Below are 14121 nucleotides of genomic sequence, written 5' to 3' on the forward strand. Positions count from 1 at the left end.
TGCCTCGACGAGAGTTCAGTCCTTCAACTGGGCCGCGAGCTGGCCGCACGCCCCGTCGATCTCCTGCCCTCTGGTGTCGCGCACCGTGACCGGAATTCCCCAGTTCTCCAAGGTCTTCACGAAGGCCTGCTCATCGCTCTTGCGCGAGGCAGTCCACTTGGAACCAGGCGTGGGATTGAGCGGAATGAGGTTCACGTGCACCCACCCCCAGTCGCCGCGGGCCTTGAGCCGGCGCGCCAGCAGGGCTGCTCGTTCCACCTGGTCGTTGATGTCCTTGATCAGGATGTACTCAATCGAGACCCGACGCTTCGTCTCGCGGGCATATTCCCAAGCGGCGTCCAGGACTTCGTCCACCTTGTAGCGGGTGTTGATCGGAACCAGCTCATCGCGCAACTCGTCGTCGGGCGCGTGCAGGCTGATGGCCAGGGTGATGGGCAGCCCTTCCTGGGTCAGCTGCTGGATCCGTGGTACCAGTCCGACGGTGGAGACGGTGACACCGCGCTTGCTCATGCCGAGGCCGTGGGGCGTGGGGTCGGTGATCGAGCGCACGGCTCCCAGCACGGCCTTGTAGTTGGCCAAGGGCTCGCCCATTCCCATGAACACGATGTTGTTGACCTGCCCCGCGCCTCCCGGCAGCTGCCCCGACTGGAGAACCTGCTCGGCCTTCATCACCTGGGCAACGATCTCACCGGTGGACATGTTGCGCTGCAGACCGCCCTGACCCGTGGCGCAGAATGGGCAGGCCATGCCGCAGCCGGCCTGCGAGCTGATGCACAACGTGGAACGCACGCCCGACTGTTGTTCGTCGCCGAGACCGCGCCGCACGCCATAGCGCATCAGGACGGACTCCACCAGGGAACCGTCGTGCAGCCGCCACAGGGTCTTGACCGTCGTGTCCCCGTCGCACCGCTGCTCGCTGATGGGCGTAACCAGGTTCGGGAAGAACTGCGTCGCCACCTGCTCGCGGGCATCCTTGGGCAGGTCCGTCCACTGCGTCGGATCGGTCTCGAAGCGCTCGAAGTAGTGCTTGGACATCTGGTTGGCGCGGAAAGCTGGCAGACCCAGCTCCTTGACCGCTTCAACCCGCTCGTCCACGGACAGGTCGATCCAGTGCTTGGCCGGCTTGCCGCGACGTGGCGCCTGGAAGACCAGCGGCAGCTGCTTGCCCGGCTCCGCCAACGGCTCCGCCGGAAGGACGAGGTCCTCGACGGGACGGCTCGCCGACACTGGCCTGTCCCCTGCGCGATCCTGGGTGCTCACTGGCCCGGCACCATCACGAACATGGCGAACCACGCCACCGGGGCCGCCACCAGCAGTGAGTCGAGCCGGTCCATCACACCTCCGTGTCCAGGCAGGAAGGAACTCATGTCCTTGATGCCGACATCCCTCTTGATCATCGATTCCACCAGATCTCCGGCCGTCCCGAAGGCAACGAGCAGCAGGCCCAGCAGCGCGCCAACGTACCACGGCGAGTCCAGCAGGAGGACCGTGCAGGCCGATCCCAGTGCCATGCCGGCGATCACCGAACCGGCAAAACCCTCCCAGGTCTTCTTGGGGCTCACCCGGGGAGCCATCGGGTGCTTGCCGAACAGGACGCCCGCAATGTAGCCGCCGGTGTCCGAGGCGATCACGCACAACATGAAGGTGATGATGCGTTGGGGGCCGTTCTCGTCGGCCAGCATCAGTGCGACGGTTGACCCCAACAGGGGGATGTAGCCCACCGTGAACAGGCTGGCCGAGGCATCGCGGACATATCCCTCTGCTCCGTGCCGGAGCCTGAGCACCAGACAGGAGAGGGAGGTGAGAGCGAGCAGTCCGATGATCCACGTGTTCGACGGCAGGTGTGGCCTGGGATTCTGAGCCGCATGGTAGGAACCGAGCACCGTCAGCATCGTGCCCAGCACGATCGGAACGATCTCGGATCGAGCGCCGATCCGCTCGAAGGCATTGTGGATCTCCACGGCACCCAGGCTGAGGGCGACGGCGACGAGCAGGATGAAACCCCAGTTCCACCAGGCCAGGGTGACCACGACGGAACCGAACAACCCCACACCCACCGCGATGGCCGCCGGCAGGTTGCGTCCTGCACGGGATGGCTTGGGCGGGGGCGTGAGGTCGCTCGGTGCGATCTTCTCCTGGCTCATTGCGTCGCGACTGCTCAGACTTCGAGCAGTTCGGCTTCCTTGTTCTTCAGCAGCTCGTCCACCTGCTCGACGAACTTCTTGGTGGAGGCGTCCAGGGCCTTCTCGGCGCGGCTCGCCTCGTCCTCGCCGATCTCCTTGTCCTTCTCCAGACGCTTGATCGCCTCATTGGCGTGGCGGCGGACATTGCGGATGCTGACGCGTCCCTCCTCCGCCTTGTGCTTGGCCATCTTGGTGTACTCCTTGCGGCGGTCCTCGGTGAGGGCCGGCAGGATGCAGCGAATCATGTTGCCGTCATTCGACGGGTTGACGCCCAGATCGGAGTCCCGGATCGCCTTCTCGATGGCGTTGACGGCCGAGCGGTCGAAGGGGGTGATCAGGATGGTGCGGGCCTCGGGCGACTGGAAGGTCGCCAGCTGCTGCAGCGGGGTGGGCGCACCGTAGTAATCGGCCACGATCTTGTTGAACATGGCGGGATGCGCACGACCAGTCCGGATTCCGGCGAACTCCTCCCGGGTGAAGTCGACCGCTGCGGTCATCTTCTTCTCTGCGTCCTTGATGATGTCGGTGATCACTGTGGTTCCTTCGATCGTCGGTGGTGGTGGATGGTCAGCGGTGGATCGTGGTGCCGATCGGCTCGCCGTTCGCTGCCTTGGCGATGTTCCCGTCGACGGTGAGGTTGAAGAAGACCATCTTCAGGTTGTTGTCGCGTGCCAACGAGATGGCGGCCGCATCGGCAACCTTCAGGTCACGCGCCAAGTAGTCGTCGTAGCTCAGCTCGTCGAACATCTTGGCCTCGGGGTTGCTGCGGGGATCAGAGTCGAAGACCCCGTCCACACCCTGCTTGCCCATCAGCAGGGCCTCACAGCCGATCTCGAGCGCGCGCTGCGCGGAGACGGTGTCGGTGGAGAAGTACGGCATGCCGGCGCCTGCGCCGAAGATGACAACTCGGCCCTTCTCCAGGTGGCGCACAGCGCGGCGCGGGATGTACGGCTCGGCAACCTGGGTCATGGTGATGGCGCTCTGCACGCGGGTGGGAACGCCCGCCTTCTCGCAGAAGTCCTGGAGTGCGATCGCATTCATCACGGTGCCGAGCATGCCCATGTAGTCGGCGCGCTCACGCTCCATACCACTCTGGCTGAGCTCAGCGCCGCGGAAGAAGTTGCCGCCGCCGACGACGATGGCCACCTGCACGCCGCTGTTGGCCACGTCGGCCACCTGCTGCGCGATGTTCGAGACGACCGCCGGATCGACGCCGATCTTGCCGCCGCCGAAGACCTCGCCAGAAAGCTTCAGAAGCACTCGGTTGTAGGGCTTGCTCACGTTTCCTCCTCGTTTGACCGCGCCAGCCGTGCGTCCACAGACGGACGACCCTCCCGAACGGCCAGCGCACGTGCCACACCGAGGCGTGGCTCCAGTCACTCTACTGAACATCGGCACCCGCCATGGAATCGACTCGGTTGCGATTGATGCCGGCACGGCGTCGGACATGACGATGGGGAGGATCCCGCTGAACGGGACCCTCCCCATCGGGAGTTGGTGGATCAGGCTCCGGCGGACAGACGCACGAAGCGGGTCACCTTGACGCCAGCGGCGTCCAGGAGCTGACCGACGGTCTTCTTGTCATCGCTGACGGCGGGCTGCTCGACCAGGCAGACGTCCTTGTAGAAGCCGCCCAGGCGACCCTCGACGATGCGGTCGAGGATCTTCTCGGGCTTGCCCTCCTCCAGAGCGGTCTCCTTGGCGATGCGAGCCTCCTTCTCCACGACCTCGGCGGGGACGTCCTCGCGCGAGACGTACTGCGGCTGCATCGAGGCGATCTGCAGGGCCACCGAGTGGACCAGTGCCTCGTCATCGCCGGTGTACTCCACCAGCACGCCAACCTGCGGCGGCAGGTCCTGCGAGCGGCGGTGCAGGTAGGTGTGGGTCTCGCCTTCGTAGGAGACGGCGTCCTTGAGCTCCAGCTTCTCGCCGATCTTGGTGGCGAGCGCCTCGATGGCGTCGGCCACCGTACCCTTCTCCAGCGCGACGGCATTGGCAGCCTCGACGCCATTGACGCCAGCGGCGTCCACGGAGGCGACGATCTGCTCGGCCAGGGCGATGAACTCGGCGTTCTTGGCGACGAAGTCGGTCTCCGAGCCCAGCTGGATCAGGCTCTTGCCGGCGGCAGCCACGATGCCATTGCTGGCCTCGCGGTCCGAACGCTTGGCCATCTTGGCCTGGCCGGTGACGCGCAGGATCTCGATCGCACGCTCGAAGTCGCCCTCGGCCTCGGTCAGGGCCTTCTTGGCGTCCATCATTCCGGCGCCGGTGGCGTCGCGGAGCTTCTTAACATCTGCAGCGGTGATTGCCATGTCAGTTTCCGTTCTTGGAAGTGGGTTTGACGATCAGTTGGCGTCGGTGGCGGCAGCGTCGGCCGGAGCGGCCTCGGCGGGAGCCTCGGTGGCCTCGGCCTTGGGGGCCTCAGCAGCCTCAGCGGGAGCCTCGGTGGCGTCAGCCTTGGGGGCCTCAGCAGCCTCAGCCTTGGGAGCCTCAGCAGCCTCTGCGGCGGGGGCAGCGGCCTCGCCGGCCAGCAGCTCCTTCTCCCAGTCGGCCATCGGCTCGGCCGGGGCCTCGGAGTTGGCGGCATTGCCACCGGAGCGCTGCATCAGACCATCTGCGGCGGCGTCAGCAATGATGCGGGTCAGCAGCGAGACCGAGCGAATGGCGTCGTCATTGCCCGGGATCGGGAAGTCGACCTCGTCGGGATCGCAGTTGGTGTCCAGGATGGCGACGACGGGGATGCGCAGCTTGCGCGCCTCGTCGATGGCCAGGTGCTCCTTCTTGGTGTCGACAACCCAGACGGCCTGCGGGGCGCGGGCCATGTCGCGGATGCCGCCGAGGGTCTTCTCCAGCTTGTCCTTCTCGCGCTTCAGGCCCAGGAGCTCCTTCTTGGTGAGGCCGGAGGCGGCCACATTCTCGAAGTCCATGGACTCGAGCTCCTTGAGGCGCTGCACGCGCTTGATCACGGTCTGGTAGTTGGTGAGCATGCCGCCGAGCCAGCGCTGGTTCACGTAGGGCATGCCCACGCGGGTGGCCTGCTCGGCAATGGCCTCCTGCGCCTGCTTCTTGGTGCCGACGAACAGGATCTGGCCGCCGCGGGCGACGGTCTCCTTGACAAAGGCGTAGGCCTTGTCAATGTAGGTGAGCGACTGCTGCAGGTCGATGATGTAGATGCCATTGCGCTCGGTGAAGATGAAACGCTTCATCTTGGGATTCCAGCGACGGGTCTGGTGTCCGAAGTGGACACCGCTCTCGAGCAGCTGGCGAGTGGTGACGACGGCCATGGCCGGTCCTTTCTCTCGTGGGCGCACGGCGCCCACACGGTTCCAAAGGAACACCGAGCTCTTCGGTGTCCACCTGATGCGCCGTCACGCTCCGCCCGCTCGTGACGGGACCGCTGGAGACCTGACCCCGGATTGTCCGGGCTCGACGCATGCGAAGTCAGCCCGAAGTCGGTTCGAGCTGCGCAGGCAGTCTATGCCGTGGGCCATCCCCTCACCAAACCGACTGGAGGCCGCGACTGTCCACAGGTTCGTGGGTTCGAGGACTTGTCCACAGCCCACCCGTCGCCTGAACGCAACGACGTCTGGATTCACATCCTGAGGGCATGCCACACCAATTCCTCCGCCTGCTCCTGGTGACCCTTGCGCTGCTCGTGGCCCGGCCGATGCTGGTCACCACGGTCAGCTCTGCCGCCGACCTGCCCACAGGGCCGCCTGCGCACGCTTTGCCCCAAAGAATCGCACCGGCTCCCCCGCCGCCGCTGCGCCGTCCAGTTCCCGGCCCACTGGCTCGTCCCTTCGATGCTCCAGAGACTCGCTGGGGCGCGGGGCACCGCGGTGTGGACCTGGCTGCTCCCCCTGGCACCAAGATCACGGCTGGCGCCGACGGGGTGGTGGTCTTCAGCGGTCGGGTTGCGGGCAAGGAGGTGGTCAGCATCGACATTGGCGACGGCTACCGCCTCACGCACCAACCCGTCCGATCACCGCTTCGGGTCGGAGACAAGGTCACTGCCGGGCAGGTGATCGGCGTTCTTCTGGCCGGCGAGTGCGCCAGGGGATGCCTCCACTGGGGACTGAAGAGGGGTCAGGACTACTTCGACCCACTGCGTCGTCGCTCGGATGATCCCATCCGTCTGCTGCCCGAGGGGCTCGCCCCGCCCAGGGCCAGGGCCCTGCCCGCTCTGGCACCGATTCCATTTCGGAGTGGCCCGCTCCCCGCTGCCTCGGCAGGACTGGTCCGCCCAGTTGCGGGGCCCGTCACCTCCAGGTTCGGGGAGCGTCTCCATCCGGTACTCAGGGTTCGGAAACTGCACGACGGCCTCGACTTCGGCGCGGCCTGCGGAACACCGGTGCGCTCCTCCGCGGCTGGCCGCGTCGTGCAGACGCAGCGTCATCTGGCCTATGGAAACCGAGTGGTGGTGGATCACGGAATCGTCCAGGGACGCCAGCTGGTGACCTCATACAACCACTTGGCGTCACTGGACGTGGCGCCCGGGCAGGTCCTCCAGCAGAACCAGCCTCTTGGCCGGGTGGGCAACACCGGGTACTCGACCGGATGCCACCTGCACTACATGGTTCGGGCCAATGGGCAGTTGCAGGATCCTGCCGGGTGGGTGTGAGCCGAGGGGGTGCACCCACCTGAGGCGGGCGATGAACTCAGGCCCTGGGGTGAGCCTGCCGAAAGGCCGCCTGGAGCCGTGCATTGCTCACATGGGTATAGACCTGCGTGGTGGACAGGGAACTGTGCCCAAGCACCTCCTGGACGGTTCGCAGGTCTGCGCCACCCTCCAGGAGATGGGTCGCCATGGCGTGACGCAGACCATGGGGACCCACCGAGGGGGCCTCCGCAACCGCGTCAAGCGCCTGGTGGACGACTCGACGCACCACGCGCTGGTCGATCCGTCCTCCGCGCGCCCCGACGAAGACGGCATTGGTCGTCGGGCCCTGTCCGGCCCGCACCACCGCCGGACGGGCAACCAACCAGGCCTCCAGCGCGCGAACGGCGGGAGCCCCCAGGGGCACGGTGCGTTCCTTGTTTCCCTTGCCGAGCACGCGAAGCGTCGAGCGCCCCCGATCGACGTCGCCCAGATCGAGTCCACACAGCTCGCTGACCCGCACCCCGCTGGCGTAGAGCACCTCCAGGATCGCCACGTCACGAATCCCGAGTGGCCCTTGAGTCTCGGCAGCGCGGCTCGAGGCCGCTTCGAAGAGCTCGTCCATGTCATCACGTGTGATGTCGGGCGGAAGTCGCCTCGGCACGGAAGGCGCCTTCAGAGTATGGGCTGGGTCGGTGGCCACCAAGCCTTCCTGTCGTGCCCACCTGAAGAAGGTCCGAGCCGCCCCACGGCGGCGTTGCAGCGTCGCGGGGGCGGCTCCAGCAGCCTGCATCGTTGCCAACCATGCCCTGAGGTCATGGACACCGGTCTGGTCGATCCTCTCCACCCCAGTGCGCTGGAGATGCTCCAACAGATCCTTCATATCCGCGCGATAGGCACGAACCGTGTGCTCGGAATTCCCCCGCACCTGCCGCAGCCAGTCGGTGAAGTCGTCAAGGATCGCGAGCTGCCCACTGCCAAGCCCGCCGGTGTTCTCACGTTGGTCCGACTTCGCCATGCCGCGAGTCTAGGAGGAGGGCCGAAGCGTCGTTGGACGGCGCCCCGGCCGGTGGGCGGTAGGTTTGGGACGAACAACTCACCAGGGGCCACAGGGCCCCTTGTCACGAAAGAGGGGGCCTTCCGGCGCCCCTTGTCACGAAAGAGGGGGCCTTCCGGCCCCGGGGAAAGGCAGGACGATGAGCGCGAAGAGCCTTGAGGAGCTCGCAACCGGAGGAAAGGTGCGTCGGATCACCCGTTGGGGCGAGCCGGTTCTGCACGCCCCCACGCGCCCCGTCACCTCGTTCGACGACGACCTGCACGAACTGATCCGCGACATGTTCGCCACGATGGAGGCCTCGCAGGGCGTCGGCCTCGCTGCCACGCAGGTGGGCGTCGATCTGGCCCTGTTCGTCTATGACTGCCCCGACGAGGATCTCCGCAACCAGGTAGGGGTCTTCTGCAATCCCACGGTGTCCACTCCTGATGGTCGCGAGCGCAAGCTCGACGCGACGGAGGAGGGGTGCCTGAGCTGGCCAGGTGGATACCAGCCCGTCGCGAGGCCCGATCGCGCCATCTGCACCGGCCAGGACGCCTTCGGCAACGAGATCGCCGTCGAAGGCACCGGACTGTTGGCCCGCTGTCTGCAGCACGAGACCGACCACCTCAGCGGCATGGTCTTCGGCGACCGCCTCAGCAAGCGCTCCCGCCGCAAGCTCGACGAGCAGGTGGAGCAGCTCGCCCACCTCTACCCTGACGACTGGCCCATCACGCCCAAGGGTCGCCACGGAGAGGCCTGATGCATCCCACACAGACGCCCTACACGGAGAATCCCCTCCGAGCCATCATCCTGCTGTTGTGCCGTGTGGCACTCGGAGTGATCTTCATCTCCCATGGTTGGAGCAAGTTCACGGACCCGACCATCCAGGAAGCGATCGCGCAGTTTGACCGCTGGGGAATCCCCAATGCGGGGATCGTCACCCCACTCGTCGCTGCGCTTGAGGTCCTGGGCGGCGCCTGCCTGGTGCTCGGCGCCTACACCTGGGTGGTCTGTGTCCTGCTGAGTCTGGAGATGGCCGGAGCCATCTGGTTCATCCACCGCCACAACGGAATCCTCGTCGGCGCTGGGGGCTGGGAGTACTGCGCCGCCCTGATCGCCGGGCTGATGGCGCTGTCCATCGCCTCGGCAGGGCAGTTCAGCTACGACGCCTGGGCCAATGGCGGGGAGAGCGGCTCGTCACGTCGGCGTCGCTGACGCGGCAACCGGGCGCAGGACGTAGCAGACGACCGCTGTGGCTGCAGCCACGTTGAGCGAGTCGATCCCGTGCCCCATGGGAATGGTCACAACCCGATCGGCCTGGGCAAGCCAGTGCTCGCTGAGCCCAGCCCCCTCGGTCCCCATCACCACGGCCAGATTCTCCCCTGGCGAGACCCCAGTCGCGAAGTCATCCAGTGGCACGGCGTCCTCGCGCAGCGCGAGGGCGACGACGGTGAAACCTGCGCTCCTGAGCCGGTCCAGGTCGTGCTCCCAGGAATCCATCCGCGCCCACGGCAGACTGAACACCGCGCCCATCGACGTCTTCACGGACCTTCGGTACAGGGGGTCAGCGGCGCGCGGCGAGAGCACCACCCCGTCCCAGCCGAGCCCCGCCGCAGAACGCAGGATGGCACCCACATTGGTGTGGTCGACGATGTCCTCCACCACCACCAGGCGGCGGGCATCGAGCAGGTCGTCGAGATGGTGCCGGGTCTGGCGCTCCATCGACGCGAGGGCCCCGCGGTGCACGTGGAAGCCCGTGACCTGCTCCGCCAGTTCGAAGCTCACGAGGTAGACGTCGGCCTCGCAGTCTGCCAGCAGGTCCGACAGCTCCTCGGCCCAACGCGGCGCCAGCAGGAAGGAACGGGGCCGGTAGCCGGCCTCCACCGCGCGACGGATCACCTTGTCGCCCTCGGCGATGAACAGCCCCTCGGCGGCCTCCATCGAGTGCCGCAGCGACGTGTCCCTCAGACTCACGTAGTCGCGCAGGCGCGGATCGCTGGGGTCGGTGATCTCGAGGATGGTGGCCACCGCTGGAGTCTAGTCAGGCCCCCGGTGTCCGCTTGATGACCACCTTCCCGCGGGCCTTCTTGTCCGCCACCAGGGCGACGGCCTCGGGGGTCTGGTCGAAGTCGAAGGTGTGCCCCACCCGAGGCACCAGGGCTCCCTGTTCCACGAGCTGGCCAAGGTGGGCCAGCTGTGCACCGTCGGGCCGCAGGAAGAGGAAGCGGTAGTTGGCACCGTGCCGCTTGGCCTCGGCACGGACCTTGCGGCTCATCAGGGACATCACGGGCGCCAGCCAGGGCTTTCCGGCCTGCCGGGCGAACTCGGCTGCGGGCGGGCCGACGACGCTGACCACCGTGCCGCCCGGCGCCGTCACGGCGAGTGACTTGAGCTGGTTCTCGCCGCCGACGGTCTCCAGCACCACGTCCTGCCCGCTGACCAGCGTCGAGAAGTCCTCGGTGCGGTAGTCGATCACCCGGGCGACCCCGTAGTCGCGCACCAGGTCCACGTCGCGCCCGGAGCAGGTGGCCGTCACCTCGGCGCCGAGGTGCACGGCGAGCTGCGCGGCAACAGACCCCAGGCCACCGGCAGCCCCGTGCACCAGGACCTTGGTTCCCGGCCCAACGGAGGTGACCTCGGTGAAGGCCTGCCAGGCCGTCTCGGCCACCAGGGGGAGGCTGGCGGCCGCGGCAAAGCCCACGTTGCCGGGCTTGGCGGCGATGTCCTCTTCCCGCACCAGCGCCCGCTCCGCGAAGGTTCCGGTGCTGTGCCCGCCGGGGCGGGCCATCACCTCGTCGCCAACCTTCCACTGCCCCACCCGCGCGCCAGTGGCCAGCACCACGCCGGCCACGTCATGGCCCAGCACGAGCGGCGTCATCGCCGGGAAGACCCGCTTGAAGTCGCCGCGGGCGATGAGCAGGTCGACGGGGTTGACGCTGCTGGCCCGCACGTCGACGAGCACGTCGTGGGGACCCAGTTCGGGTTCGGCGACGGACAGCTCCTCCAGCCGGGTCTGGCCGTACCGGGTGATGCCAAAGGCGCGCATGGATGGTCCTCGCGATCGTGCAACAGGTTCAGAGCTTCAACGACCGGTGCCGCGCTTTGATTCCCGAGGGTTAGGCTCGTGCACATCATGAACCTGCGCCTGCCCAAGCCCGACTACTTCCTGCTGGCGATCATCACCGCCGCGGTCGTCGCGACCGTCCTGCCCGCCACCGGCCCGCTGGTCCCCGTCGTCTCCTGGGCGAGCAAGATCATGATCGCGATCCTCTTCTTCCTCTACGGCGCCCGTCTGAGCCCACACGAGGCGCTGCAGGGCCTCAAGCACTGGCGGCTGCATTCGGTGATCCTGGCCTTCACCTATGTGGTCTTCCCCCTCGTCGGACTGGCCATGGCTGTGTTGGTTCCCCGCGTCCTCAGCCCCGAGCTGTACCGCGGCATGCTCTGGTTGTGCCTGGTTCCGTCGACGGTCCAGTCCAGCATCAACTTCACCTCCATCGCCCGAGGCAACGTCGCCGGAGCCATCGTGAGCGCCTCCTTCTCCAACCTGATCGGTGTGGTGGTCACGCCGCTGCTGGCAATCCTGCTGATGAGCACCACCGGCGGTCTGCGGATCGACGCCAGTTCCATCCTGGACATCGTCTTCCAACTGCTGGTGCCCTTCGCCATCGGTCAGCTCTCCCGACGCTGGACCGCGGACTTCGTCAAGCGCCACAAGAAGCTGAAGCTGGTGGACCAGGGTTCCATCGTCCTGGTGGTCTACTCCGCGTTCAGCGCGGGAATGCGCGAACACATGTGGACCAAGGTGGAGCCGATCGACATCGTGAAGCTCGTCGTGGTCTGTCTAGTGCTCCTGGGCGTCATGCTCTGGCTCACGTGGCATGTTGCGCGCTGGCTGGGTTTCGACCGCGCCGATCGGATCGCCATCCAGTTCTGTGGGACCAAGAAGTCGTTGGCGACGGGTGTGCCGATGGCCACGGTGCTGTTCGCGTCGCTGCCCGACGTGGGTCTGATGGTCCTGCCGCTGATGGTCTTCCACCAGGTGCAGCTGATGGCCTGCAGCGCCATGGCGGGGCGGTATGCACGCCAGGTACCCGACGAGACGGTCACGGCCTGACAACGTGTGTGCCGCGTGGGGAGCCGACGCATAGGCTCAAGGCATGGCCGAGATTCGCAAGCACCGCCCCACCGCCGGTTCCCCGATCGCCCAAGCCCTCGAGAAGGCACTGGGGGCCTCGGTGCGCCCCGTGACGCCGGGAGCGCCTCCGCAGCCCAACCACCCCAAGCAGCAGCCCACGGTCACCCCGCCCCGGGTCAGTGGGATCACGGGAGCCACGGGAAGCCCGGGCTGGGTCAGCGTCGACCCCTCGGAGGCGCTGAGGGCAGCCCGGAAGAGCGCGCCTGAAGCACTGGATGAGGACGAGGACGAGCTCGACTGAGTCTGGTAGGTCAGTGTGTGGGCGCCGGCGGCTCCCACCCGGTCTTGTACTCCAGCCCGGACGGCTGCGTGGTCGGCTGCGCCCCGCCTTCCGCTGTCTGCCCCCCAGCATCGGTGGGTTGGGCGGCCGCAGTGGAGCCCTGTCCCAGCTCGGGCGTGGCGGCGGCCCCACCCAGCTGGTCCTGCGCCATACCGGGATCAATCTGGGCCGTCGCGCTGCGTCGGGACTTGATGCCCGGATTGGAGAGCTTCTCAGCCTCCTCGATCACTGCCTGCACCGTCTTGTCGCTCTGCGCACGCTCCTGGTCTGTCTGCTCCCGGATCTCGGCCAGGACATCCACCTTCTCCGGCGCGGCGAACTTCGACTTGTCCACCGGGGTGAAGCCCTGGAGTTTCTCGGCCAGCTCGGTACCACCGACGGCCGATCCCAACCCCTTGAGTGCATCGTTCAGCTCGCTGGGAACGATCCACACCTTGTTGGAGTCGCCGCGCGCCAGCGCAGGGAGCATCTGCATGTACTGGTAGGCCAACAGGCCCTGGTCCGGCTCACCGGCGTGGATGGCGTTGAAGACGGTCGTGATGGCCTGCGCCTCACCCTCGGCCCTCAGCATCTGCGACTGGCGATCAGCCTGGGCGCGCAGGATCGCGGCCTCACGCTCGCCCTGGGCCCGCAGGACCGCGGACTCCTTCTCGCCACCAGCGGCCAGGATCTGGGACTGGCGCTGCCCCTCGGCCAGCAGGATCTGGGCACGCTTGTCGCGTTCCGCGCGGGCGCCCTTCTCCATCGCGTCGCGGATGGTGGCCGGCGGCTCGATGGCGCGAAGCTCGACACGGTTCACCTTGATGCCCCACTTGCCGGTGGCCTCGTCCAGCACGGCACGCAGCTTCTGGTTGATCTCCTCGCGGCTCGTGAGCGCCCGCTCCAGGTCCATGCCACCGATGATGTTGCGCAGCGTGGTCATGGTCAGCTGCTCGATGGCACCCCGGTAGTTCTGGGCCTCGTAGGCGGCGCGGACCGGGTCGACGATCTGGAAGTAGATCACCGAGTCGATGTTCACCATGAGGTTCTCCTCGGTGATCACGCCCTGGGGCGGGAAGGCCTGCACCTCCTCACGCATGTCCATCGTGTAGCGGACTCGGTCCACCAGGGGCACCAGCAGGTGCGGCCCGGGCTCCAGGGTCCGACGGAACTTGCCGAGCCGCTCGACCACCGCGATCTGCTGCTGCTTGATGATCCGCAGTGATTGCGCCAGTGCAACCACCACGAAGACCACCAGCACCAGCATGAGGATGAGTCCAAAGTCAGGCATCACGTGTCTCCTCGTCAGCCCGGGATTCCCTCCCGGAGGGGTCACTGGTCAGGGGCAGTGAGACCCATCATGGCAGTTGTGGGTGCACCGGATAGACGACGAGCGTCGCCCCGTCCACCTCGTAGACCTCGACGCCGGCACCAGCATCGATGCTGGTTGCACCGGTCATGGTGCGGGCGCTCCAGACCTCACCGTTCACCTTCACCTGACCGCCGCTGCTGGTGACGGGCTCAATGGCCAGTCCCTCGCTGCCGACCAGCTTGCTGATGCTGGAACGGTAACCGGGGGCATTGCGGACTCGTCGCAGCAGGGTCGGGCGCATGAGCCCCAGCATGGCTGCTGAGACGGCCAGAGCCACGAGAACCTGGACCACCAGGAGCTCGGGGAGCACGAAGGCGGTCAGTGCCGCGGCCAGCGCGCCACTGGCCAGCATCAGGAGGGTGAGGTCCAGCGTGAGCATCTCGGCCGTGGCCAGCAGGAGGCCGAGCGCTCCCCACATCGCCCACAGGTTCTGCCCGAACCAGTGGACGAAATCACCTTCGTGCGGAGTCATCATC

16 protein-coding genes are annotated in these 14121 nt (G+C 67.0%); 5 read left to right on the forward strand and 11 right to left on the reverse strand.

Features of this window, described 5'->3' with window-relative positions; translation table 11 throughout:
- Nucleotides 1-15: 15 nt before the first annotated feature.
- From rlmN to rpsB, 6 genes are all read right to left on the reverse strand, one after another.
- Nucleotides 16-1227, reverse strand: coding sequence for a 23S rRNA (adenine(2503)-C(2))-methyltransferase RlmN (gene rlmN, locus ACTQ49_RS09755; RefSeq protein WP_441827651.1), 1212 nt, complete (start codon nt 1225-1227; stop codon nt 16-18).
- A 29-nt stretch (nt 1228-1256) separates the two neighbouring features.
- Nucleotides 1257-2144, reverse strand: coding sequence for a phosphatidate cytidylyltransferase (locus ACTQ49_RS09760; protein WP_441827652.1), 888 nt, complete (start codon nt 2142-2144; stop codon nt 1257-1259).
- Nucleotides 2145-2158: 14 nt separating this feature from the next.
- Nucleotides 2159-2713 (reverse strand): ribosome recycling factor, encoded by a 555-nt coding sequence (gene frr, locus ACTQ49_RS09765; protein ID WP_441827695.1) that lies wholly within the window; start codon nt 2711-2713, stop codon nt 2159-2161.
- A 37-nt stretch (nt 2714-2750) separates the two neighbouring features.
- A complete protein-coding gene (pyrH, locus tag ACTQ49_RS09770) occupies nt 2751-3464 on the reverse strand; it encodes a UMP kinase (protein ID WP_441827653.1) in 714 nt (237 codons plus the stop codon).
- Nucleotides 3465-3685: 221 nt separating this feature from the next.
- Nucleotides 3686-4495 (reverse strand): translation elongation factor Ts, encoded by an 810-nt coding sequence (tsf, locus tag ACTQ49_RS09775; protein ID WP_441827654.1) that lies wholly within the window; start codon nt 4493-4495, stop codon nt 3686-3688.
- A 33-nt stretch (nt 4496-4528) separates the two neighbouring features.
- The gene (gene rpsB / locus ACTQ49_RS09780; RefSeq protein ID WP_441827655.1) at nt 4529-5467 is read right to left on the reverse strand and encodes a 30S ribosomal protein S2; all 939 of its coding nucleotides are present in this window, start codon (nt 5465-5467) and stop codon (nt 4529-4531) included.
- A 323-nt stretch (nt 5468-5790) separates the two neighbouring features.
- Here rpsB and ACTQ49_RS09785 point away from each other — a divergent pair, with 323 nt between their 5' ends.
- Complete coding sequence (locus ACTQ49_RS09785) at nt 5791-6804, forward strand: M23 family metallopeptidase (RefSeq protein ID WP_441827656.1); 1014 nt, start codon at nt 5791-5793, stop codon at nt 6802-6804.
- A gap of 37 nt (nt 6805-6841) precedes the next feature.
- Here the strand turns inward: ACTQ49_RS09785 and ACTQ49_RS09790 are convergent, their stop codons facing one another.
- The gene (locus ACTQ49_RS09790) at nt 6842-7798 is read right to left on the reverse strand and encodes a tyrosine recombinase XerC (RefSeq protein WP_441827657.1); all 957 of its coding nucleotides are present in this window, start codon (nt 7796-7798) and stop codon (nt 6842-6844) included.
- A 178-nt stretch (nt 7799-7976) separates the two neighbouring features.
- Between ACTQ49_RS09790 and def the strand changes: the two genes are divergently transcribed.
- Nucleotides 7977-8576: a peptide deformylase gene (gene def / locus ACTQ49_RS09795; RefSeq protein WP_441827658.1), complete on the forward strand. Its 600-nt coding sequence runs from the start codon at nt 7977-7979 to the stop codon at nt 8574-8576.
- Nucleotides 8576-9031 (forward strand): DoxX family protein, encoded by a 456-nt coding sequence (locus tag ACTQ49_RS09800; protein WP_441827659.1) that lies wholly within the window; start codon nt 8576-8578, stop codon nt 9029-9031. Before def ends, ACTQ49_RS09800 begins: the two co-directional genes overlap by 1 nt.
- Here ACTQ49_RS09800 and ACTQ49_RS09805 read toward each other — a convergent pair.
- Both ACTQ49_RS09805 and ACTQ49_RS09810 read right to left on the reverse strand, forming a co-directional pair.
- Nucleotides 9014-9844, reverse strand: coding sequence for a TrmH family RNA methyltransferase (locus tag ACTQ49_RS09805; RefSeq protein ID WP_441827660.1), 831 nt, complete (start codon nt 9842-9844; stop codon nt 9014-9016). The genes ACTQ49_RS09800 and ACTQ49_RS09805 overlap by 18 nt on opposite strands.
- Nucleotides 9845-9857: 13 nt before the next feature.
- On the reverse strand, nt 9858-10862 hold the full coding sequence (locus ACTQ49_RS09810; protein WP_441827661.1) for an NADP-dependent oxidoreductase: 1005 nt from the start codon (nt 10860-10862) through the stop codon (nt 9858-9860).
- A gap of 87 nt (nt 10863-10949) precedes the next feature.
- On the opposite strand from ACTQ49_RS09810, the gene ACTQ49_RS09815 reads away from it, so the two are divergent.
- Together ACTQ49_RS09815 and ACTQ49_RS09820 are read left to right on the forward strand one after the other, a co-directional pair.
- The gene (locus ACTQ49_RS09815) at nt 10950-11933 is read left to right on the forward strand and encodes a bile acid:sodium symporter family protein (RefSeq protein WP_441827696.1); all 984 of its coding nucleotides are present in this window, start codon (nt 10950-10952) and stop codon (nt 11931-11933) included.
- Between the two features lie 43 nt (nt 11934-11976).
- Nucleotides 11977-12255 carry a hypothetical protein gene (locus ACTQ49_RS09820; RefSeq protein ID WP_441827701.1) on the forward strand — a complete coding sequence of 93 codons (279 nt, stop codon included), beginning with the start codon at nt 11977-11979 and terminating at the stop codon, nt 12253-12255.
- Nucleotides 12256-12265: 10 nt separating this feature from the next.
- Here the strand turns inward: ACTQ49_RS09820 and ACTQ49_RS09825 are convergent, their stop codons facing one another.
- Nucleotides 12266-13564 (reverse strand): SPFH domain-containing protein, encoded by a 1299-nt coding sequence (locus tag ACTQ49_RS09825; protein WP_441827662.1) that lies wholly within the window; start codon nt 13562-13564, stop codon nt 12266-12268.
- A gap of 67 nt (nt 13565-13631) precedes the next feature.
- Entirely contained in the window at nt 13632-14117 is a 486-nt protein-coding gene (locus tag ACTQ49_RS09830; RefSeq protein ID WP_441827663.1) for an NfeD family protein, read from the reverse strand.
- Nucleotides 14118-14121 lie beyond the last annotated feature (4 nt).

This window comes from Luteococcus sp. Sow4_B9 (genome assembly GCF_052116585.1).
Classification (GTDB): Bacteria; Actinomycetota; Actinomycetes; order Propionibacteriales; family Propionibacteriaceae; genus Luteococcus.